This window comes from Actinoplanes italicus (assembly GCF_003001815.1).
GTDB lineage: Bacteria > Actinomycetota > Actinomycetes > Mycobacteriales > Micromonosporaceae > Actinoplanes > Actinoplanes italicus.
The window spans coordinates 288,598-310,033 of the sequence record NZ_PVMZ01000013.1 but is presented as its reverse complement, the minus strand read 5'-3'; the positions used below and the strand labels follow the sequence as shown (position 1 = coordinate 310,033).

Annotated in this window: 18 protein-coding genes and 3 pseudogenes; 4 read left to right on the top strand and 17 right to left on the bottom strand. The window is 68.1% G+C overall.

The features are described 5' to 3' along the window. Nucleotides 1-473: 473 nt before the first annotated feature. The 3 genes from CLV67_RS29780 to CLV67_RS54585 form a co-directional block, all read right to left on the bottom strand. Nucleotides 474-713 (bottom strand): hypothetical protein, encoded by a 240-nt coding sequence (locus CLV67_RS29780; RefSeq protein WP_146169347.1) that lies wholly within the window; start codon nt 711-713, stop codon nt 474-476. 79 nt (nt 714-792) lie between these two features. Continuing rightward, nucleotides 793-2,016, bottom strand: coding sequence for a methyl-accepting chemotaxis protein (locus tag CLV67_RS29775; RefSeq protein WP_307833880.1), 1,224 nt, complete (start codon nt 2,014-2,016; stop codon nt 793-795). Further along, complete coding sequence (locus tag CLV67_RS54585; RefSeq protein WP_307833879.1) at nt 1,911-2,429, bottom strand: MCP four helix bundle domain-containing protein; 519 nt, start codon at nt 2,427-2,429, stop codon at nt 1,911-1,913. The genes CLV67_RS29775 and CLV67_RS54585 overlap by 106 nt, the downstream gene beginning before the upstream one ends. Before the next feature lie 273 nt (nt 2,430-2,702). On the opposite strand from CLV67_RS54585, the gene CLV67_RS29770 reads away from it, so the two are divergent. Both CLV67_RS29770 and CLV67_RS29765 read left to right on the top strand, forming a co-directional pair. Then, the gene (locus CLV67_RS29770) at nt 2,703-5,786 is read left to right on the top strand and encodes a hybrid sensor histidine kinase/response regulator (RefSeq protein WP_239166573.1); all 3,084 of its coding nucleotides are present in this window, start codon (nt 2,703-2,705) and stop codon (nt 5,784-5,786) included. 370 nt (nt 5,787-6,156) lie between these two features. Then, entirely contained in the window at nt 6,157-6,510 is a 354-nt protein-coding gene (locus CLV67_RS29765; protein WP_106324211.1) for a hypothetical protein, read from the top strand. Here CLV67_RS29765 and CLV67_RS29760 read toward each other — a convergent pair. The 4 genes and pseudogenes from CLV67_RS29760 to CLV67_RS29745 form a co-directional block, all read right to left on the bottom strand. Further along, nucleotides 6,493-7,122 (bottom strand): hypothetical protein, encoded by a 630-nt coding sequence (locus tag CLV67_RS29760; RefSeq protein ID WP_106324209.1) that lies wholly within the window; start codon nt 7,120-7,122, stop codon nt 6,493-6,495. The genes CLV67_RS29765 and CLV67_RS29760 overlap by 18 nt on opposite strands. Beyond that, complete coding sequence (locus tag CLV67_RS51245; RefSeq protein ID WP_146169346.1) at nt 7,119-7,631, bottom strand: hypothetical protein; 513 nt, start codon at nt 7,629-7,631, stop codon at nt 7,119-7,121. The genes CLV67_RS29760 and CLV67_RS51245 overlap by 4 nt, the downstream gene beginning before the upstream one ends. Nucleotides 7,632-7,879: 248 nt before the next feature. Next, entirely contained in the window at nt 7,880-8,239 is a 360-nt protein-coding gene (locus CLV67_RS29750; RefSeq protein WP_203737371.1) for an AAA family ATPase, read from the bottom strand. A 512-nt stretch (nt 8,240-8,751) separates the two neighbouring features. After that, nucleotides 8,752-9,246 (bottom strand): annotated as a pseudogene (locus tag CLV67_RS29745) (transposase); the annotation flags it as partial. A 460-nt stretch (nt 9,247-9,706) separates the two neighbouring features. Here CLV67_RS29745 and CLV67_RS29740 point away from each other — a divergent pair. Next, nucleotides 9,707-12,190, top strand: a complete 2,484-nt coding sequence (locus tag CLV67_RS29740) for an ATP-binding protein (RefSeq protein ID WP_106324205.1) — start codon at nt 9,707-9,709, stop codon at nt 12,188-12,190. 13 nt (nt 12,191-12,203) lie between these two features. After that, a complete protein-coding gene (locus CLV67_RS29735) occupies nt 12,204-12,668 on the top strand; it encodes a response regulator (RefSeq protein ID WP_106324203.1) in 465 nt (154 codons plus the stop codon). Between the two features lie 220 nt (nt 12,669-12,888). Here the strand turns inward: CLV67_RS29735 and CLV67_RS29730 are convergent, their stop codons facing one another. From CLV67_RS29730 to CLV67_RS54340, 10 genes and pseudogenes are all read right to left on the bottom strand, one after another. Beyond that, entirely contained in the window at nt 12,889-13,341 is a 453-nt protein-coding gene (locus CLV67_RS29730) for a transposase (protein ID WP_170154059.1), read from the bottom strand. Between the two features lie 49 nt (nt 13,342-13,390). After that, nucleotides 13,391-14,284 (bottom strand): IS5 family transposase, encoded by an 894-nt coding sequence (locus CLV67_RS29725; protein WP_170154058.1) that lies wholly within the window; start codon nt 14,282-14,284, stop codon nt 13,391-13,393. Between the two features lie 247 nt (nt 14,285-14,531). Next, nucleotides 14,532-14,645, bottom strand: a pseudogene (locus CLV67_RS54810) (IS701 family transposase); the annotation flags it as partial. Between the two features lie 166 nt (nt 14,646-14,811). Beyond that, nucleotides 14,812-16,818, bottom strand: a complete 2,007-nt coding sequence (locus CLV67_RS29715; protein WP_170154057.1) for a putative bifunctional diguanylate cyclase/phosphodiesterase — start codon at nt 16,816-16,818, stop codon at nt 14,812-14,814. Between the two features lie 331 nt (nt 16,819-17,149). Further along, nucleotides 17,150-18,772 (bottom strand): S8 family serine peptidase, encoded by a 1,623-nt coding sequence (locus tag CLV67_RS29710; RefSeq protein WP_106324195.1) that lies wholly within the window; start codon nt 18,770-18,772, stop codon nt 17,150-17,152. 470 nt (nt 18,773-19,242) lie between these two features. Then, a pseudogene (locus CLV67_RS29705) lies at nt 19,243-19,548 on the bottom strand (transposase); the annotation flags it as partial. Next, on the bottom strand, nt 19,538-19,738 hold the full coding sequence (locus CLV67_RS29700; protein WP_106324191.1) for a hypothetical protein: 201 nt from the start codon (nt 19,736-19,738) through the stop codon (nt 19,538-19,540). The pseudogene CLV67_RS29705 and the gene CLV67_RS29700, both read right to left, overlap by 11 nt. Further along, the gene (locus CLV67_RS29695; protein ID WP_203737367.1) at nt 19,735-20,007 is read right to left on the bottom strand and encodes a hypothetical protein; all 273 of its coding nucleotides are present in this window, start codon (nt 20,005-20,007) and stop codon (nt 19,735-19,737) included. Before CLV67_RS29695 ends, CLV67_RS29700 begins: the two co-directional genes overlap by 4 nt. Nucleotides 20,008-20,086: 79 nt before the next feature. Beyond that, nucleotides 20,087-20,569, bottom strand: a complete 483-nt coding sequence (locus tag CLV67_RS54345) for a DUF6192 family protein (protein ID WP_146169345.1) — start codon at nt 20,567-20,569, stop codon at nt 20,087-20,089. Further along, nucleotides 20,544-20,993: a DUF6192 family protein gene (locus CLV67_RS54340; protein WP_146169344.1), complete on the bottom strand. Its 450-nt coding sequence runs from the start codon at nt 20,991-20,993 to the stop codon at nt 20,544-20,546. Before CLV67_RS54340 ends, CLV67_RS54345 begins: the two co-directional genes overlap by 26 nt. Nucleotides 20,994-21,436: the final 443 nt, after the last annotated feature.

The window sequence follows — 21,436 nt, the reverse complement described above, 5'->3', positions numbered from 1 at the left end:
AAGCGATGCAACGACTCGGCTACACCGCCCAGCTGCCGGTCCACCGGGCGATCGAACGCGACGAGGACACGATCGCCCACTGGCGCCGGTACCGGCACGTGCAGTTCGGCGGACCGCAGCCCTCCAGCGCAGACGACCACCGCCTGCATGGCGCGTGCCGGTTCCGAGATCGGGGAACGATGCAGACCCTCCGTCGTCGGCAGGCCCTCCGGAAGATCGCGGTGCTGCTGGTGTGGTGCCGATACCGGCCAGGTAGCCCGGCCCAAGCCATCGGCGGCCGGACGCTGGGGCAGCAACATGGAAGGAGCCCGCATGTTCGTCAACACACGTGCGCGCCTGCCGGGCCACTTCGACCGGTTCACGTTCCAGACGACGGCGGCTGACCGGCGGCCCGGCAGCGGCCGGGTTCAGCCGACCACCTTCGGAAACCTCGCCCGCCCCACACCGGCGCGCCCATACCTGAGCGCGTGGACCTATCCGCCGGACACGTCGTCGCCGAGACCGGCAGCGCGCAGCAGAGTGTCGTGAACACGGGCCAGCGCGGTGGCGGCGTCGGTGAGGTCGGCGGCCGCTTTCGGCTGGTCGGTAGGGCTGACCGCCACGGCGTGCAGCACGTTCTCGATCGTGGCGCGGGTCTGCAAGGTGGCAGCCAGCAGCTGGATGACGACGTCTTGATGGTCGACAGGGCTGGTCGGTGCTGATGGTCGGTGCATGACTGCCTGCATCCCCTCTGGCACGACTGCTCGGGTGACTTCACTGATCCGCACACCGCCCGGCGGGGCGGTGTGCGGATCAGTGGCGGAAGCTGCCGACCAGGTTGGTGAGGTCGCTGGCCAGGCGGGTCAGCTCGCCGGCGGCCTGCTGGGTGGCCTTGGCGCTGTCGGCTGCGGCGTTGGCGACCTCGGCCACCCCGGACACGGTGCGGGCGACGTCGGCGCTGCTGGTCGCGGCTTCCGCCACGGACCGGCTCATCTCGCCGGTGGTGGCGGTCTGTTCCTCCACTGCGGACGCGATGGTGGTGGTGTAGTCGCCGATCTGCCGGATCACGTCGGTGATCTCCCCGATCGCGGTGGCCGCGGTACTGCTGGAGTTCTGGATGTTGCCGATCCGGGCGGTGATCTCCTCAGTCGCCTTCGCGGTCTGCTGCGCCAGATCCTTGACCTCTCCGGCGACGACCGCGAAGCCTTTGCCGAGTTCCCCGGCGCGGGCGGCCTCGATGGTGGCGTTGAGGGCGAGCAGGTTGGTCTGCTCGGCGATGGTGGTGATCAGCCGGACCACGTCGCCGATCTCCACGCTGGCCGCGCCGAGTGCGGCGACCTGATTGGTGGTGCGCTCGGCAACCCCCATCCCGTTCAGTGACACCTCGGCGGCTTTACTGGCGTTGGAGGCGATCTCGGTGATCGAGGCGCTCATCTGTTCGGCGCCGGCGGCGATCGACTGCACCCCGGCGTTGACCTCTTCGCTCGACGACGTCGCCGTGGTCGCCCGCTGTGCCGCATCAGCGGCACCGGCCTGCAGCTGGGTGCTGACCGCGGACAGTTCCTCCGAAGCGCCGGCCAGCGTCACCGCTGACCCTCCGATGCTCGTAACCAGCTGCCTTAACGCCGTGACGGCGCTGTCCAGGGCTCGGCCCATCTGCCCGGGTTCGTCGCGGGAGGTCAAGCCGGTGGTGCGGGTCAGATCGTTGGCGGCCAGCGCGTCACAGACGGCCTTGACCTTGTTCAGCGACCGCACGATGGAACGGGCGACGAATACCCCCAGCCCAAGAGCGAGTAGCAACCCCACGACGAGGAGAAGGATCGACTGGATCCGGCTGGAGTCGTAGCTCGTCTGCGCCCCGGCGGCGCTACGGGCGGCGTCGGCGTCCTCGGCCGCGGTCAACGCGGCGATGTCTTTGTTCATCTTGACGATCAGCGGCACGATCTCTGTGTTGCGGGTCGCCTCCCAGCCGGTGATGTCGTTACGTTGCCCGGCGGGCAGCTGCTTGGTTCCACCACCTGCACGTAGGCCTGCCATAGCGACTCCAAGTCGGCGATCACCGCGGGGTCACCGCTGGGATTGGTGGCTTTGTAGGCGGCCAGCGCCGTGTTGAACGCTTGCTGGTCGGCGGCGAACGCGTCGGCGTACTTCTGGGTGTCGGCGGGTTTCTGTGAGATGAGTTGGAAGGCGGTGTCCAGCCGGGCCTGGACCACTGTCTTGTCCAGGACCCCGATCGCTTTGACGGAGGCGAGGTTGTTGCGATAGATCTGCTGCGCGGCGGCGCTGGCGTCCCCCAGCGCGGACAGCCCCAGCACGCCGACCACGAGCGCGACCAGCGCGGCGACCGTCACTGCCGCAAGAATTTTGACGTTCACGCTCAGGTCCGCGAACGATCGCCGCCTGGGAGCCACACGGGCCACGGGTACGGCACCAACAGAGGTGGTGTTCATCTGTTCCTCCTCGGCGCGTGACATAAGCTCCATCGATGCTCGGCCGGTCACTGCTACGGGCAGCCCCGCCAGCCGCTCTACTCCCGATCGGCAACCATTGGCACCCTCTGAGGCCACCGTCGGGCCCGACGGGGACACCCTCGTTACGTCGAGGACATCGACAAGTTGCAGGGTAGAGTCGCCTGTTTCCGAACGAGCCCGCGCTTTGGGGCCTAGCCTGATCGGGATCGCCCCTATCGCCGGGCATTCGTGTCCGGCGGGACAGAGGATCCCATGGCGCTGCTTCTGGTCACGTCACTGTTCACGGTGATCTTGTTATGGGTGTCGTGGCGGTATCTGCGCCGACGGGATCCGTTGCTGCGTGACGTGATGTGGATGTTCGCGTCGGTGGCGATGCTGTTCGTGCTGGGCCTGGCTCGTCTGGTGATGGGTGCGCCGCCGCGGCTGGTGGCGATCGTGGCGGTAGGGCTGCTGTTGGCCAAACCGTTGTTCACGTTGCGGTTGGTGAGCCGGTTGCGACCGTTACGGGCCCGGTGGTGGCCGGCGGTGGCGGTCTCGGTGTGGGCGCTGAGCGTAGTGCCGGTGCTGGTGTCATCGGCAGCGACACGGCCGGGCTCGCGACTGGTGGCCTGGCCTGCGGTGATCGTGTTCTTTGTGCTCGAGGCCATCGCGGGGTGTCTGCTGTGGGCGGAGGGCCGGCGGCACGGCGGCGCGGCGCGGGCCAGGCTGTGGTGCGCCGCAGCCGGTACCGGCGTGTTCGGCACCGCGTTGCTGGTCGCCATGACTGGCCATGCTGTGGAGGCCCGGGTGCTCGCCGTGATCTCTGGGGTGCTGTACCTGCTGGCGTTCGTGCCGCCCGCCCGGTTGTGCCGCAGGTGGGCGCAGGAGGCTGCGTATACGGTGACACGCCGGTTGCTGGCCGCGCCGGCCGACGAGCCGGCAGCGTGCACGTGGAAGCGTTACTGCACAGGCGCCACCGAAATCCTCGGGCCGGACGCGGTGGTGGTGCTGATGCCGGCCGGCGGCCAGACGGTCCGGGTGGCCGGCTGCGGCGACGAAACGCTCAACGACCTGGAATGCACACGCCAATTCCTTGATGAGGTCCTGGCTGTGCCGGGCCCTATCGACGCCCTGGCGGGCTGGACTCGTCCGCCGGCAGTGGCGGTCATGTTCGCGGAGGCCACCGGCACCCGGTATGTGACGGTGGCGGCGGTGCCGTGCGCGGGCGGACGCGGTGCGGTGCTGTTGCTGAACCGCTACCGCAGCCTGTTCGCCGAGGACGACGTCGCCGCGTTCACCGAACTGGCGGTGCAGGCCGCCGCGCTCGCCGGGCGGGCGCAGGCACTGGCCGAACGCGAGCGGCTGGCGGTGATCGTGGAGTCGTCGCACGACGCGATCATCGGCAAGACACTCGACGGGGTCATCACCAGCTGGAACGGCGGTGCCGAACGGCTCTACGGCTACCCCGCTGACGAGGTGGTCGGCCGGCACGCGTCCATGCTGTTCCCGCCGGGCCAGGAAGAGACCGAAGCCCGGTTCATGGCCAGCATCGCCCGTGGTGAGCGCATCGACCAGCAGCAGGTGAAACGCCGCCGCAAGGACGGCGCCGTGATCACCGTGTCACTGACCCTGTCACCGATCACCGACGACGACGGCCGGATCGCCGGTGTGGCGTCGGTATCGCGCGACATCAGCGAACGCCAGCGCGCCGAAGCCATGTTCGAAGGACTGCTGGAAGCCGCTCCCGACGCGATCATCGGCGTCACCGGCGACGGCCTCATCACCCTGATCAACGCCCAAGCGGAACGGCTGTTCGGCTACCAGCGCGAGGAACTGCTGGGCCAGTGCGTCGACATCCTGGTCCCCGAGCGGCTGCGGGGCAGGCACCCACACAAACGCGACGGCTACTTCGCCCATCCGCGAATCCGCCCGATGGGCGCCGGGGCCGCGCTGGCCGCGGTGCGTAAGGACGGCAGCGAGTTTCCTGCCGAGATCAGCCTGTCCTCGGTGACCACCGACCGGGGCATGATCGTGACCACGGCGATCCGTGACGTCACCGACCGGCTGATCGCCCAGACCGAACGCGAACGCCTCATCACTCAGGCCGAACGAGACGCCGCCGAACACCGCTTGCAGCACACCCGCCGCCTGGAGAGTCTGGGTCAGCTTGCCGGCGGTGTAGCCCACGACTTCAACAACATCCTCGCCGTGATCAGCAACTACGCCGAGATGATCTCCGAAACCCTCGACATGCCAGCCCCGGGCACCGCCGATCTGGCCGACGCCCGCAAAGACTGCGGTCAGATCAGCCGGGCCGCGGAACGCGCCACCCGACTAACCAAACAACTGCTCGCCTTCGGCCGCCGCGACATCACCCAGGCCGAGATCCTCAGCCTCAACCACGTCATCGGCGACGTCGAACCCATGCTGCGCCGCGCCATCGGTGAACACATCCACCTGGTCACCACCCTGGACCGGGACCTGTGGCCGGTCCACGCCGACCCGGGACAGCTCGAGCAGATCCTGGTCAACCTCGCCGTCAACGCCCGCGACGCGATGCCCGGCGGCGGCACCCTGTCCATCGACACCAGCAACGCCGAGATCGGCGACGACGACCTCAACAGCTCCCCGCTGGTGGTGGGCCGTTACGTGCGGATTCGGGTGAGCGACACCGGCAGCGGCATGCCACCCGAAGTCATCGAACGCGCCTTCGAGCCGTTCTACACCACCAAACCCAAAGGGTCCGGCACCGGCCTAGGCCTCGCCACCGTCTATGGCATCGCCACCGCCGCCGGCGGCGACATACGCCTTTACTCCGAGAACGGCATCGGCACCACCGTCACCGTCATCCTGCCCGCCGTCGACGCCCGCCTCGACAACGCTGACTCCGGCCCAGTGGTGACCGTCGAACCGGCCGCCGGCACAACCCCGCACGAGACGATTCTGATGGTCGAGGACGAGGACGACCTGCGCGTGATCACCGGCCGGATCCTGACCCGCGCCGGCTACCACGTCCTGACCGCCAGCGGCGGTGAACACGCCATCCATCTCGCCCAAACTCATCCCGACCGGATCCACCTCCTGCTCACCGACGTCATCATGCCGAAAATGACCGGCAACGAGGTCGCCGCCCGCGTCCGCGCCCTCCGGCCCGACATCCCGGTGCTGTACATGTCCGGCTACGCCGAACCCGTCCTGACCGAGAACGGCACCCTTCCCGAGGGCGTCACCATCGTCGAGAAGCCCTTCACCAGTCAGGAACTGCTCCACCGCGTCAGGGCCTTCGTCCATCCGTCGGCCGCCGGCGCCCACGCTGCTTCCCGGCCGGCTCCGAAACGGGCCCACCACACCGGCTGACCGGCCGCGCTCTTGCCGCCGCGACACCTGTTGCTTTCTGGGTCGCTGCGTTCCGGGTTCGGCTGCTCGGCGGCAGACGACGGGGCAACAGGCTGGGCTGAACGGTCAGCCCACCGGCATTGCTGGGTATCCGGCTGCCGGCCGCCGTCGGGAACACCGCGGGCCGATGGCGGGCGCGCGGTTCGGGCGCGAGCCGTACGGCGGGGTGCGTCTACCAGGGCACCGCAGTTGTCTTATGTCAGCTTCGTCGCTGCTTGGCCGTTCGCATCGCCGACGCGCACGAGATCTGATCGCTGCCTAACCTTGAACAAAGTGCCCAGCGGCGAATCCGCGGCTCTGTCGTGTTACCAGCTGTAGAGGAATGCATCGCATGATCAGTGTGCAGGAGTTCGCCCGGCGGCTCACCGATCTCGGGCCCGAGGCGGTGACCAGCCACGACGTCGAGGACCTCGCTGATGCGGCGGGTGTGCGCATCGACCCGGGCCGGGGTATCGACGCCGGCCAGGCCCAGCAGCTGCTGGACCGCCTCTCGCGGTCGGTATCCGTCACCGCAGCAGCGATGGTGGCGGCGCCGTGGCCGCCGCCGGAGGCCGTGCGCCCTGCCGTTGCTCCGGTGGTGTTCTCCAGTCCCGGCGCCGTCGACGCCCCCTCTGACCCACCGGCGCGACCCCGCCGATCCGGGCAGACACATCCCGCGCGGCCCCGGTCACGGCGAACCCGGTAAGCACTCGTACTCGTGGGCCGATGTCTGGCGTTCGAGTTGGATCCGGTAGGGCTCCATCAACGGTTCGGTGCGGTACCAGAACCAGTCGGGCATGTCGGGCATCTGCACACCGATCTCGGTCAGCGCCGCGCCAAACAGGCTGTCCCAGTCGGTGCGGGCGTCGTGGACCAGGAACTCCTCGTCAACGGTTTCGTCGTCCTCGTCGTAGTAGGCGGCCTCGATGGCGTCCAGGTCGCTGACGGAGTCTCCCAAGACCAGCACGTATGAGGCGGGTTGCGGCCTGTCGAGATCGAGCAGTGGTGACGAGGCCGGCAGATGCGGTTGGAGGGCGGGTGGAGCGTTCGCTTCGCGGGTCCATCCCTGTGGGGACACGTCGATCACTGACTCGAAGAAGAAGGGCGTCTGGATCTCGTAGGCGATGCGCCGCCGCAGGCTCAACTCGTGATGCAACCCTCGGGCGATTTCGGTGGTGGCCCGGGCCGCGAAGTCATGGGTCGGATTTGTCGCGTCGTACCAGAGAACAACCAGACGTCCTCCGGACTCCACGCCGGTGAAGGCCCAACTGCCCGGACCGCTGAGCTTGAATCCGTAGGCCGCGTAGGTGTGGATCATGGTGGCTCCTCGTCGGTCCCGATGTCGTGCTGGCGACGTGCTGGGCGCGGTTGAACGCGTTCGACCCGGCCTTGCTGGACACACCACAGTTGACCAAAGAGGCAAAGTGCCTGAGCCGCCACGACGGGCCGGCCGATGCACGCGACGACTTCGGCGAGGCCTTGGACGAGGGCGGGACCCGGGACGCTCGCATATCGTCGATTCGGATTCTCCCGCTCGACGAGGTCGGTCCAGACCCGCACCACAGGGTCCTCGTCGCGTACCGGGTCGCCGGGCACGGGAAGCACATGGCCGGCGGCGACCAGAAGGTAGGCCGCGTCCTGCACCACCGCTCTCCGGAGCCGCCCGAAGGATCCGTGCCAGGACCAGAGTGCGATGCGGTCACCGGCGGGCGCGAGGCAGAGATGCTCGACGGACTGTTCCATTGGTTCCAGGCGCAGGTTCGCCCAGGCTGCCAGGGTTGAACCGGTCACGGCGGCCAGGCGCTCGGTGTAGCTGTCGAGAAGCACCTTCCTGCGTTATCAGCAGAGTTTGATGTCGATCAATCACGCTATGGAGTGAGGGCGCCGCTTGTTGAGCCTTTGTCGGACGTGACCCGCCGACATCGCCCGGCCTGGTCTCGGCATCGCGTCAGCGTACGGACGGATCGGCATATCGGCTACCGGTTGCTGCCCAGGGCAGGTCTCATCCCCCGGCCCGCCTACGGGGGCAGGCCGATGAAGCCACCAGGATTGTGAAGACCTGGCGGTCATCCCGGTCAGAACGAACCGGCCGGGATGATCTTCTCGTTCTCTCCGTCGGGGACATCGAACCGGCCATAGAAGTCGTCCAACGCCTCCGCCGTCACCAGCAGCGCGTTCCCGTGGTCCTGAGTGTTGCGGTCGTTCAGCCGGCGCAGCAACTCCTGCTTGGGCACCGAGAAGTACAGCAGCCGCACCTGCCCGCCGGCGGACTCGGCCAGGGCACGCCAGTCGTCGCGGTCCTTGCGCCGCCGCAACCCGTGGTCCACCACCGCGTCACGACCCTGTCGCAGCAGACGCACCAGCTCGCTGCGGACCTCGGCAACGACCGGGCCTTCCTTCTCGAAGTAGGTAATGCTCCGGGTAGTCGACGCCATAGCGGCCGTGCCGGTCGAACGCCAGCTCGTCGACCCCGGCTACGGCTTGTCTGGGGAGGTCGGGGCGGTGCACACGTACAGGCGAGCCGGGGGAACATTGCGCCATACGGTCTGGTGGGTGACGGTGGCGAAGGGTCCGCTGCGCTGCAACTACGATCGCCGAGATCGCGGACCCTGACGAACGGAAATCGGTATTGAGGAATTTGCTCGATCACGATCCCCTGCTGATTCGCCCGATCAGTGCGGAGCATCGTGAGGATCTTGCTTCTGCACTGAGGCAAATCGATCATGCCGTTGCTGCGGAGGCCGTGCTCAGTGGTCGAGACGAGACACTGCTACTCCTCGCTGCATGGGGGCGCTCGCTCAGACTCAGGCGACCATCCGGGCAAGGCTCCCCACGCACTTCCCATAGGGACACCCCCCATATGCGCCGACCTGCTGAATCGATTGATCTCAACCTAAGAGCTATCTAAATGGAGCTCGTCTGATGGCGGCTTCAGGCGCTCAGGTGAGATCCCGATCGCGTTGTCGGTGAAGCTCGCGGCGGTGACCACGACCGCGATGATCAGGCCGAGGGCGTCCACGGCCAGGCCCCGTTTGCGGCATGGCACCTTCTTACCTGCGTCTTTGCCCGTCGTGGCGGCCGGAACACGGTTCGCCGCCCGGATCGACTGGGTGTCGAGCGCAACCGCGGAGGGATCCTCGGTCCGGCCGGCCCTCTGGCGGGCCTGGCAGCGCAGCAGGTTGTGGATCACCTGATCGGTGCCGTCGTCACGCCACAGGGCGAAATAGTAGTAAGTTACCGGTTTCTGGGGCCTGTCGTGCGGCAGGTTCGCCCACTGGTAGCCGGTCCGGTTCTGGTACGGGATCGCGTTGATGATGATCTCCCGCAGGTCCTGTTCGCCCTGACGGCCGGCTATCGAGATCCGTGTGGCTCTCCAGGCGTCCAGGAACGGGCCGAGCAAGGCCCACTGTTCGTCGGTTACGTCGCTGGGGACCGCTACGCGCGCTCATGACCAGCCCATCCGTGCAGCCGACCGGCCTGACGTGACTGATGCTCACCTTTCACGCCATCGAGTGATCACTATTACCGCGGAATCGCAGAACGATCTCCAGACGGGCTCAACGCATAGATCAGCCTAAACAGTCCGCGACCGCCGTCTCAGAGGGTTGCGGACGGTTCAGGTGGGTACCCGGTCGGCCTGGAAGCGGGGTCTCCCCGTAGTTCGGGGCCTTAGAAACAACGATTGCCCAAATCGGCATGGGTGGCGGGGCGCTCGGATTCGATGGCGCGGCTGACCTTGCGGGGGATGGGCCGTGCTGGAAGTCGAGCAGCTGGCAACATCCGCACAAGATCACCTCCGACGGTTTCCTGGGTGATCCTGGCGGTTGGCGCAACACGGTCATAGGTGTAACAAGGCGAGCGATCGGTGAGGGCCGCGGTCGCGGGTTGAGGCGGTGGCGGGAATGCCGGTGGTGGATGAGGCGGTACTGGCCGATCCGGTGAGAGTGGCGGCGGCGCGGCGGGCGCGACGGGTGTTGCCCGGGTTGGCGATGCCGTTGGACGCGATTGCCGGTCTGGCGGCGCGGGTGACGGGTTCGGCGATGGCGATCGTCGCCGTGATGGACGTGCAGGACGAACACTTTGTCGGCCACCACGGCCTGCCAGCGGCGCTGGCTACGCATGCGGCGGTGCCGGTGGCGTACTCGGTGTGTAAGTACGTCGTCAGTGCTGATCATCCGGTCCGAATTTCGGACATGATCGCTGACCCGGATCTGCGTGATCATCGGTTGGCGGTCGAATACGGGGCACGGGCGTTCGCCGGGGTGCCGTTACGCGATGCGGCCGATCAGACCGTCGGGTCGCTGGTGGTCGTCGACGTGGTGGCGCGTGACTTCACCGATGCGCAGATGGCGCTTCTGGTGGAGATCGCGAATCTGCTGGCCGGATTGCCGGCCGAGGGGGTGTATACCGACGCGCCGGCAGTCGACGCGCTGGGCAGCGCGGCGGTGCTGGATGAGGTGCAGGAGGCGTTCATCGCCGCGGACGCCGGTGGGGCGGTGCTCGGATGGAACCCCGCGGCTCAGGGGCTGCTGGGCTGGTCGGCGCCTCAGGTGGAGGGCCTCAGGTTGGAGGAGCTGATCGCGTCGAGCGAGCAGCGTGAGCAGTGGCGGCGGCGTCTGCCGCGCTTGCTGACAGGTTCGGGGCCACGCCGTCGATGGTCCTGGCGGGGGCGGATCCGCCACCGTGACGGACATGAGGTGCCGGTGCAGGCGAGGGTGTGCGTGCTGCGCGGAGCAGGCGGGCCATTGGTGTGCGCATTCCTCACCGATATCACCGGCCAGCAGGAGGCTGAGCGTGACGCCGACGACCAGCGCGGGTTCCTGAACGCGCTGCTCGACAGCCTGCAGAACGGCGTCGTCGCGGTCGACGCCGACGCCCGGGTGACGGTGTTCAACCGGGCAATGCGCGACATGCACGACATCGGCAAGGACTGGACGCCACAACTGGTGGACAGTCTTTTCGTCGAACGTGTCCGGCAGCTCGACGGCACACCGATCCCGCTCGAGCAGGCACCCTCGCTGCGGGCCCTGCGCGGTGAACACGTGCACGCGGAATCCATGATGGTCACAATTCCGGGAAAGCCGACCCGAATCTTGACGGGCAGCGCCCAACCGATCGTCCGTGCCGACGGCAGCCGGTGTGGTGCTGTGGTCACTCTGCACGACGTCACCGACCGCCGCCGGGTCCAGCGGTTCCGCGACTGTCAACTCGCCGTAGAGGCCGCCCTGTCCCACGCCGACGCCCCGGCACATGCCGCCCCGGCGATCACCCGGGCCGTAGCTGCCGCCCTGGGCTGGCCGCATGTGGAGTTGTGGCTGCTCGACGATCTCACCGGAATGTTGTACCTGGCCGGACACCACAGCACCGCGGGCGACCCGTCCGCCCGACCCGTCAACCGCGGCGTCGTCAAAGGCACCGGTGTCACCGGCACCGTGTGGGCCACCGTGCAACCGATGTGGGCCCCGGACACCGCCGCATCACCCTCCCTGCAACAACAAACACCGGCCGAGTTGCACACGGCGCTGGCCGTGCCGATCCCCGACAGCGGGCTGGCCCTCGGAGTACTGACCTGCTACACCGACAGCCCCGACCACGACCGGACCGAGCTGACCACCCTGCTCGCGAGCATCGCCGAACAGATCGGCCAGGACCTCGCCCGCCGCCACGGCGCCGAACTGGCCCTGCAGATCGCCCGAGGCCAGGACGATTTCCTGTCGCTGGCGGGGCACGAGCTGCGCACCCCGCTGACCAGCATCCTGGCCAACATCGACGTACTGCTCGACGACCCCGACCAGCCGGCCTGGCCGCACGACACCCGCCTCATGATGGAAACCGTCGCCCGCAACAGCGACTCCCTGCGCGCGATCATCGACGACCTACTCGATCTCGCTGCCCTGGAATCCGGGCACCTGCACCTGAGCCCTCAACTGGTCGACCTGGCCGCCCTCACCCACCAGTCCCTGACCACCGTGCGGCCGGTGGCCGACGCCAACGCCGTCACCATCACCGCCACCGTGCCCGATGCCCTCGTCGTCACCGGCGATCCCGCCCGCCTGCGCCAGATCCTGGACAACCTGCTGTCCAACGCCGTCAAATACAGCCCCGACGGCGGACACGTCCGACTTACCGCGCGCCGCGACGAACACGGCACCACAGTCACCGTCACCGACACCGGCATCGGCGTCCCCGAACCCGACCGCGGCCACCTCTTCGACCGCTTCTACCGCGCCGCGAACGCCCGCCACACCAACATTCCTGGCGCCGGGCTCGGACTCGCCATTGTGCGCGCCATCGTGCATGCCCACCACGGCACCATCACCATCACCCACCCAACCGACCGCGGAACCGGCGTCACCGTCCGGCTCCCCGACGGCCTGACCCCCTAGCAGGGCTCCTGCCGTGCGGACCGTACCGACGACATCTCCCCCCGACAGGCCCGGCGCCACGCCCCACAGCCGGGGAGCAGCCTGCGCGCCTTACACGGACGCGCGCAGCATCCTGCTTGGCGAGCCCCACCCCGACCTGCGCGCCATCTTCACCCGGCTACTGCGTCGCGCCGGTCACCACGTCGACGACGCCTGCGACGCCGCCGCGATCATCGACACCGCCCGCCGCATGCAACCCGACCTGATCATCATCAACCTGCAAGAACTCGGCGCGCCAACCTGCCGCGCGCTGCGCGCCACCTTCGGTACCGACACCACCCCCGTCATCCTGCTCTCCACCACCCTGCGCCTTGATGCCCGGACCGCTGCCAAGGCCGGCGCCAACACCTATCTCGAACTACCCGCGCACACCCAGACATTGCTGTACCGAGTTCGCATCCTGCTAGAAAAGCCCGACTGGTCCGACCTGCCGCCCTGACAGACATCTGAGTTTGGGACTGTAAATAGCTCCTCTGTCAACCCGTTGGGGAGCAATCGGCATGTAGAGCCTGGAAGACGACGTCGGACAGGCGTCGTTTCAGGACACGGAGAGCTTCCAGGCCGCCATCACCGCCGGCTTTGCGTCGGGTGACAAGGTCTTTAGCCGGCTGGTAGCAGCGGGCCTGGGTCATCGCGATGCGGTGCAACGCGGCGTTGAGCTAGCAATTTCCGGTGCGGCTGAGCCGGTGCCGGGCCCGGTTGGACGACCACACGGGCAGGGGCGCGGTGCCGTTGTGGCGAGCGTATGCGGCCGCGGAGTGGAATCGGGTGATTCCGGCGGTCTCGCCGAGGATCTTCGCGGCCGTCAGAGCGGCGCAGCCAGGCAAACCGATGAGTGCGGGCGCGGCTATCTCAGCCCGTTGCTGGATCTCGGCCTCGATGGTGTTGATCTCCTCGGTGAGGTTGCGGCATCGTTCGGTGATCGCTGTTGCGAGACGGGCGACGAGACTGGTGAGCTCTGCCAGGCGTTGCAGGACGCGGTCGAGGTTGCTGACGCGGTCGAGCGATCGGGCTGTGGGGTCCCATTCCGGGTCGAGTTCGTGCAGGTGCCAGCGGAGGCGGTTGATGGCCCGGGTCCGTTCGGCGATCAGGTCTTCGCGGTGATCGACCAACAAACGTAGGTGACGGTCGGGGCCGTCTAAGGCGTGTTTCATAAGCGGGTCAGAGCCACTCGGTGATGATGGTGATGGTCAGGACGGCTTGGAAGCGGACGGCCAGCTTGTCGTACCGGGTGGCGACGCCCCGGTGGCGTTTGAGCCTGGCGATACCGTTCTCCACGGCGTGACGGAGCCGGTAGAGGTCCCGGTCGAAGGCGGGCGGGCGTCCGCCTCGGGAGCCTTTGGCTTTACGGTGGGCGTCCTGGTCCATCTTGCTCGGGATGCATGCCTTGATCCCGCGGGCGCGCAGGTAGCGGCGGTTGCCGCGAACTGGTGTAGGCCTTGTCGGCCAGCACCGCATCGGGCAGGTCCGGGGCCGTCCCACCCCGAGGCGGGTGACCCGGATACGGCGCAGGACCGGGATGAACTGGGGACTGTCACCACGATGTCCTGCGGTCACGACCATCGACAGAACCTTCTGGCCCTGCTCGCAGGCCAGGTGAGTCTTGGTGGTCAGCCCGCCACGAGAACGGCCCAGCGCGTGATCGGCCGGCTCGTCGTGCACCCCACCCGGCGGTTCCTTCTGCAGATGCCCGTCCTTGCGTGCTCCGGCGGCGTGCTGGTGGGCGCGGCTGGTCATCGAGTCCACACTCACCGTCCAGCCGATCCGGCCGGTCGCGTCACCTTCGGCCCGCAACGCCGACAGGATCTTGTCCCAGGTCCCGTCGCGCTGCCAGCGGCGGAACAGGCCGTAGACGGTTGGCCAGGGTGCGTAGTCGGCGGGAACGTCACGCCAGGGTGCGCCGATCCGGATCCGCCACCGGATCCCGTCGATGAGCTGCCGTTTATCCCACTTCGGCGGACGACCGTTCCCCGACATGGCAGGCAGCAGCGGGGCGAGCCGCTGCCATTGCGCGTCGGTGAGGTCGTGCCGCCTCGTCACCGCTAAGGTGGCCACGAGGTCTCCGGTGCATGGTGCTTCTTGGTCGTTGTACCAAGTACCGGAGACCTCTTCAGTTATCGATCACCGCCACGCCGTGACCTTCACCGGCAACCACCACTTTTGAAACACGCCTTTAGCACCGGTGACCTAACCGAAGACCGGGCATCGTTGAGGGCCGGGGGAATCCTTGCCAGCGCCGGGCGCGCCCACAAAGCGGCATACGGGCCCTCGGGACCTCACCGTTTCCAGAGATGATCTCAGAATCCGGTCGCGTACCAGCAGCCAATAGCCAATGCCCGCGGCCGGGCCGCCGACAGATCCGGACCGGACCCCGGCCCCAGCCGTACTTGCGCGGACCGTGGGCGCCGGGGCCGACGGGCTGAAAGCGCTCGCCGTGCTGGCCAGGGGCCCGGGATGCCGCCACAGGAAGAGATCACCTGGCTACGGCCGCTACCCCCGGGCTGCCCGCGCGGCCGCTCTCCCCTGGTGGTCTCTTGGTCTGTGGATGTCGAAACGACGAACGCCTGCGACGTCGACGCCGGTCAGGGCGCGATGGCGGCCGGTGCGCCCCGCTGGTGACGCAGCCATGTAGCGAAGGCGTCTGCGGTGACGGGCCGGGAGATGTAGTAGCCCTGCAGGGCGTCGCAGCCGGCGGCGTCGAGGACCTGCCAGGTGGCCATGTCCTCGACGCCCTCGGCGATGACGCGCAGGCCGAGGTTGCGGCCGAGTTCGGCGGTGGAGCGCACGATGACGGCGTCACGGTCGCTAGTGGTCATGGAACCGACGAAGGTCCGGTCGATTTTCAGCTCGTGGACGGGCAGGGTTTTGAGGTACGCCATGGACGAGTAGCCGGTGCCGAAGTCGTCGATCGACAGGTGGACGCCAAGGGCGTGCAGCTGCTGCACGACGTGCAGGGCACGGTCGGGGTCGGTCATGATGGCACTTTCGGTGATCTCGACGGTGAGCAGGTGTGCCGGCAGTTGCCAATACTGGAGGCGGTCGGCGACCTCGGCGGGGAAGTCGAGGTCGAGCAGCCGGTGAGTGGACACGTTGACGGCGACGCTGAGCTCGTGGCCGTCGCGCAGCCACTCTTGGCATTGACGCAGCGCGGTGTCGAGGACGAACCGGGTCAGTGGCGTGATCAGACCGGTGTGCTCGGCCAACGGGATGAACTCGGTGGGTGGGATCAGTCCGTGCTCGGGGTGCTGCCAGCGCACAAGGGCCTCCGCACCGAGCACCTTGCCGGTACGGGTGTCGACCTTGGGCTGGTAGTGAAGCACCAGCTGATCCTGCTCGATGCCTTGGCGCAGGTCGCTGGCGAGGGTGAGTTTGCGGGGGTCGGTGCTGTCCTGGCTGTGGTCGAAGACGGTGTAGCCGATGCGTTTGCCCTTAGCGGTGTACATCGCGATGTCGGCGCGTTGCAGCAGCTCGTCGGCGGTGTCGCCGTGGTGGGGGTGTAGGGCTGCCCCGATGCTGCCGGCAACGGTGAGGGTAAGCCCGTCGAGGGTGAACGGGGCGTTCAGGGCTTCGTGCAGGCGGGCGGCGACGGCGGTGACGTCTGGTTCTCCGGCGATGCTGGGCAGCAGTACGGCGAATTCGTCGCCGCCGAGGCGGGCCACGGTCTCGCCGCTGCGTACCGCTTGTTGCATGCGATGGGCTGCCTGCACGAGCAGTTGGTCGCCGTAGTGGTGACCGAGGGTGTCGTTGACCTCTTTGAACCGGTCGAGGTCGATGAGTAGCAGGGCAGTACCTGTTCCGTCCTGCCGGGGACGGTCGATGGCGGCGGCGGTGCGCTCGCGCAGCAGCGTGCGGTTGGGCAGCCCGGTGAGCGCGTCGTGGGTCGCCTGATGGGTGGCGCGGCGCAACGCGCGGGCACGGATCCGCTGCGCCTGCCAGACGAGCCCCATGATGAGCAGCGCCGCGCACGCCAGGATGACCACCGTCCCGGTACGGGCACGGCCGGACGCCTGTTCGGCGAGAGCCTCGTAGTCACCGTCGGCGTCCTCGAGTACCGGCAGCAGCGCGGCGAACGCGGGGTCGGTCTGGGCTGCAGCGGTTTCCTCGGCGCCCTGAAGGTCCTCGTACTTGAGCAACTGGAACTCGCGGTCGGCTGCGGTGTCGTAGGCCAGGTATGCGTCGTGAATCGCCTTGGTGTGGCTGCTGTCCGGGTCCTGCCGATCGAATCGGGCGCCGATGGTGTCGACGGTGTCGTCAATCTCTTCACGCGCGTCAGCCAGCTCTGACGGCAGCCCTCTGGCGAGCATCGCCTCAGAGCGCAGCGCGTCCTGCTGCCAGGCCGCTGCTTTGAACTCGTTGAGCAGTATGCGCAGTTCGCTGCGCTGTTCGGCGACCTGCTGCAGACTTGTGATCGATGCCGCGCTGGCTCCCAGCACCGTGACCGCTGCCAGCCCGGTCAGCCATACCCCGCCGCGCCGCCATGACGTGCCAGCGGACCGCCCAGTGCTCGGCCGGCGACGGTCGACGCCTGGTGCCACCCTCAATTTTCCGAGGTCGGCGGCGCTCGGTGAAGCGGAGCTGAACTTGCGCATACCCGGCTTCATCGGCGCGGCTCACCGTGACCTGAGCAGCCGATCGAAGATCACACCACGGCCCGCGCCGCCCTCGACTGCCGAGTACACCTCGCCCCGGGAATCGACGTCCATAACATCCGTGCTCACTGCTCGGATGCCGCTGGAGACGTTATTGCCGTCATGGAAGCGCAGATCGCCCGGCTGGGCCCCAGCCACTCGCATACCCGTCGCCACGGCCGCCAGCCTTGACATCGCCTAGGTAGGTCTGCTGGGTCGTGCCAGTCTTACTGTGAGCGGCGAGACCACTCCTCAGGGGGTCTCGCCGCTCATCATGGGGCTTACTTGTGTGTCAGGACCAGGCCCGGGAGGCCCAGTAGCTGCCGCTCCAGCTGCGGGCCGACCAGGAGCGGGCCGACCAGGAACGAGCGGACCAGCCGGTGGCGGTCCATCCGGCGGAGCTCCAGGACCGGGCGGTCCAGCTGAGGCCGGACCAGCTTCGTGCCGTCCAGGGGGTGGTGCTCCAGGTTTTCGAAGTCCAGGAGGTGCCGTTCCAGGCCGATCCTGCCCAGACGGCACCGTTGTAGGTGCCGCCGTTCCAGGAGCGGCCGGCCACGGCTGTCACGGTCCAGGTCAGGGGTCGCCAGGGCTGGTTCATGATGTCGCGCTCGCCGGTCAGTTCGACGCCGTTGTCGGGGTCGGCGACGTGTGCGGTGCCGCGAGCTCCCTCGAGGGTGCCGAGGCCGAGGGCGCGGGGGTGCAGCTGTATGGCCAGCGGGGTGGGTGCGGCTATGGCTGCCTGCATGTTGAGCTGGCCGGAGCCCTGAGCGATGCCGTCAACGCCCTTCATCGGTACGGCTGTGCTGGTCAGTATCTTCTTTACCTGGTCGGGTGTGAGGTCCGGGCGCTGCTGCAGCAGGAGCGCGGCGGCGCCGGACACCACCGCGGCGGCCTGGGAGGTGCCGCTGCCCTTGAAGTAGCGGTCGGTGACCAGACCACCGGGGTGGTTGGCGTCGATAAACGAGCCGGGGTCGCGCAGCGACACGATCGAGCGGCCCGGCGCGACGAGGTCGGCGTGGCGCAGGATGTTGCCTCTGGTGCTGAAAGCGCCGATGGTGTCATCGATAGGGGTGACGGTGCCGGCGGTGTCCGAGCCGCCGACCGCGATGACGTACGGGTTGAGTGCCGGGTTGCCGACGCGGGTCGTGGTGGGCCCGTCGTTGCCGACCGAGACGACCACGACGATGCCGGCACGCCAGGCGGCCTCCACCGCGTACGACAGCGGGTCGAGCATCGGGTCCTGCAGGGAGTCGGTGCCGAACGACAGGTTGAGGACCCGGATGTTCACGCCGGGGTCGTTGCGGTGGGTGATGGCCCATTCGATGGCGGCGATGACCTGGGAGACGTCGACCGCTCCGTTGGCGGCGGCGACCCGGAGGTTGACCAGGTGGGCGTCGGGTGCCACGCCGACGAAGTGGCGGGGGTCGTTCTCGGTTCCGCGAAGGACCTCGGGATCGCGGCCGGCGATGATGCCGGCCAGGTGGGTGCCGTGTCCGAAGGTGTCCTGATTACGCAAGTTGGGGGCCTGGGACTCAAAGGACAGGTCCGGGCCGTTGATGACCTTGCCGGGCTGGGCGAGGCCCTTGACCGGGGCGATGCCGGAGTCGATCAGCGCGACGCCGACTCCCTGACCGGTCAGCGGGCGGCCGGCGGCGTCCTTGCGCGCCCACACGGCCGGAGTTCCGATGGTGCTGTTGGCGTCGCGCATCGTGGTCAGCGCGGAGTCGACCAGCCAGGACGGTTTCGAGGAGCCGGTGATCGGCGACGTGGAGGTGGTCGTGACCGGCGCGGCGTGTGCGGGGCCGGTGAGGACTGGGGCGGCGAGGGCTCCGGCGGACGCGGCCAGCGCCGCGGACAGCACGGCCGTCGGCCATCTCCTGTCGAGGATCGTGCGTCGTGGGGCGTTGGGGCTCATCCGGTCTCCTTCGATCACCGCTACGAGGTCATCGATCCTCGTTTCGCGCGGTCTCGTCGTCGGCGGGCGGGCGCCGGATCTGAACTTTTCTGCGGGATCTTTCCGGAACACGACGCGGACGGCGAGCGGTAGGGATGCGCTGGCCGGGACCGCGACCGCCGGCGGAAGTGGGCCGGGTCGTCGCCTATGGGGGCCTTAGGAAACTCGTAGTCGACCGGGTGGACGACGTCGCCGATCCTGGGGCGGAATTGGCCGTCGTCCTCCTCGAACCACTTCACCAGCATCTCCACGTCTTGAGTGTGATCTCCGTTGGGAGGAGTTGGCGTGGGCTATGCCGCAATGCCCGATGTCGGGATCAGTAGAGCAGGTAACCGATGATCGGCGTTCCCGTCAGGTTAGTCGTTCGCTGGCTGATGGCATCCGGCATGGAGTTTCTGCGTGGGCATGCCCTGTGGCAATGGTGGCTGGTGGTCGGCGGTGTGGTCGCGGACGTGGTCGAGTACGCCGTTCTTGGCCCAGCGGGCGAAGAACCCGTAGACGGTTTGCCAGGGCGGGAAGTCCGACGGCACGGCCCGCCACTTGCAGCCGTTGTCGACCACGTAGCGGATCGCGTCCACGATCTCGCGGCGTGGGTGCGCTTCGGGGTGCCCGCCGGTCGGGGTGGTGGAGGCCGGGGCTGGCAGCAGCGGGGCGAGGATCTCCCACTCGGTGTCGGTGGTGTCCGACGGGTAGCGGCGCCGTCGGGGCAGGCCGTGAGCGTGGCGTTCATTCGTCACGAGCCAGCAGGATGAGCGCCGTCTTGACCCCGACGAGTTGGCCGAGCACCAACTGCGCCCACTCGTCGTCGGGGTGGTCCTGGACGTGCGGGATGATCACGGTGTCCAGCAGCCGGGCGATGCGGTTGATCTCCTCGCGCACGAGGCTCCGGTCGTAGGTGACGAGCTCCTCGTCCACGATCGTGGTCATGCGCTGCGCACGAGCAGGCCCAGGGCTGACTTGACCCCGGTGACCTGGCCCAGCACGAGTTGCACCCACTCGTCGTCGGGTAGCTTCTGCGCGTGCGGTATGACCGTGCTGCTCAGGAACCGGGAGATGCGGGTCAGCTCGATGCGCACGCAGGCCCGCTCGTAGGCGATCCAGTCGGCGGGGTCGGTCGACAGCTGGTAGCCGTCGCGGCGGGTCCAGGTCAGCGGAGTCAGGTTCTGCGCGGCCAGGACCTCGCGCAGGAACCACACCCGGACTGGACCTGATAGGCGCTGAGCTCGGTCGCGGTGATCAGCTGTCGGGTGGTCAGCCCGGCCGGGCGGGCCTCCATCAACGCGACCCGGACCAGGTCACCGGAGACGTTTGCGGGCACCCGTCCCATGACGGGCTACTCGCCGGCGAGGAGGCGGGCCAGGCCTCCACCGGGGTGACCTGGCCGGTGGCGACCGCACCCTCGATCCAGTCCGCGGCCGCCCGGACCCGGGCCAGGTTGCGCTGCACCGTGGCCTTCTCGTCCTCGGTGTAGTTCTGCCCCCGTAGCCCCGGGACGATCCGGCCGGCCGAGGCGACGAACTGCGCGCACGCCCCGACCAGGTCGAGGAACTCGCTGGTGTGCTCGATGTGCTGCAACGCGGGCGTGCGCTGCCGTACCAGCTCGGCGCCCTGGCGGGCCTGGTCGGCCTGAGCGCGGTCGACCAGGTGCCGGGCCGTGGTGTCGGTCATCGCCCGCGCGGCGACTTCCGGCCGGCGCAGCAGGCCGGTGGCGACCCGCGAGGCGACCTCGTCGTCACGGACCAGCTCGTGGACCCGCACCGATCCTCTCCTGCTTCGTCGTCTCGCCCGCCGCCTTGAACGCGACCTTGGGCCGGCGCAGCAGATCGGTAGCGACCCGGGTGGCGACCTCATCGTCGTCGACCAGCGCGTGCACCGCGATGAGCTTCTCCTGAACCGTCTCCGGCCGGCTCACCTGCCAGCCCACCCGCCGCTTCGCCTCGTCCTCAGACCAGCGGCGCTCACCGGTCCGGGCCAGCACCGGCGGCTCTCCGATCACCGCGAACCGCTGGTCGGCATCAGCGATCGAGGCCAGCACGCGATGGATGTGGAACGACACGTCGTCACGGCGCCGCCCGGCCGGCCACCGCGACGCCACCCACCGCCAGCTCTTCACCGTGTCCGGCGCCACCCCGATGTCCTCGGCGAACATCCGCAACGCCGCGGTCACACCGAACCCGGGCATCTGGTGAGGTTGCGAGCCGCCGTGCGTGCCCATCGGCTCAATCTCTTTACCGACCGCCTGAGCTGGTGAACCGAATCTGACCTGCGGCGATACATAAATTACATGTCCACGACGGCGCGGTGGGGGCAACAGCTGTCGTCCGTCTGGGTGGTCCTCAGGACGAGGGCTGTCGACAGATGGGACGGGTGGCCCGCGCCTGAAATTCGTCAGCTACACGACGTGACGGTGGGCGGGTCCGCCGACATCCGGAACTGTTTGATATGCAGGTGATCGTGAGGCTCCTCAAACTGGCATGCAGTGCCTCGATCACGCTGCATATCAGGCGTTATGCGGCCCGCCAGGGCGAAGGTGAACGAAGTTCACCCGCATAATGCCGATGAGAGCGCGTTGGAAAGATCGATCATCCTGAGACGGTGTGATGTTCAAAGCCCGGCCCGCATATT

Bases quoted from the DNA above. Each gene is read 5' to 3' on its own strand.
- CLV67_RS29780 (WP_146169347.1), bottom strand. From the start codon at position 713: ATGCACCGACCATCAGCACCGACCAGCCCTGTCGACCATCAAGACGTC.
- CLV67_RS29775 (WP_307833880.1), bottom strand. From the start codon at position 2,016: ATGGCAGGCCTACGTGCAGGTGGTGGAACCAAGCAGCTGCCCGCCGGG.
- CLV67_RS54585 (WP_307833879.1), bottom strand. From the start codon at position 2,429: ATGAACACCACCTCTGTTGGTGCCGTACCCGTGGCCCGTGTGGCTCCC.
- CLV67_RS29770 (WP_239166573.1), top strand. From the start codon at position 2,703: ATGGCGCTGCTTCTGGTCACGTCACTGTTCACGGTGATCTTGTTATGG.
- CLV67_RS29765 (WP_106324211.1), top strand. From the start codon at position 6,157: ATGATCAGTGTGCAGGAGTTCGCCCGGCGGCTCACCGATCTCGGGCCC.
- CLV67_RS29760 (WP_106324209.1), bottom strand. From the start codon at position 7,122: ATGATCCACACCTACGCGGCCTACGGATTCAAGCTCAGCGGTCCGGGC.
- CLV67_RS29750 (WP_203737371.1), bottom strand. From the start codon at position 8,239: ATGGCGTCGACTACCCGGAGCATTACCTACTTCGAGAAGGAAGGCCCG.
- CLV67_RS29740 (WP_106324205.1), top strand. From the start codon at position 9,707: ATGCCGGTGGTGGATGAGGCGGTACTGGCCGATCCGGTGAGAGTGGCG.
- CLV67_RS29715 (WP_170154057.1), bottom strand. From the start codon at position 16,818: ATGCGCAAGTTCAGCTCCGCTTCACCGAGCGCCGCCGACCTCGGAAAA.
- CLV67_RS29710 (WP_106324195.1), bottom strand. From the start codon at position 18,772: ATGAGCCCCAACGCCCCACGACGCACGATCCTCGACAGGAGATGGCCG.
- CLV67_RS29700 (WP_106324191.1), bottom strand. From the start codon at position 19,738: ATGACCACGATCGTGGACGAGGAGCTCGTCACCTACGACCGGAGCCTC.
- CLV67_RS54340 (WP_146169344.1), bottom strand. From the start codon at position 20,993: ATGCCCGGGTTCGGTGTGACCGCGGCGTTGCGGATGTTCGCCGAGGAC.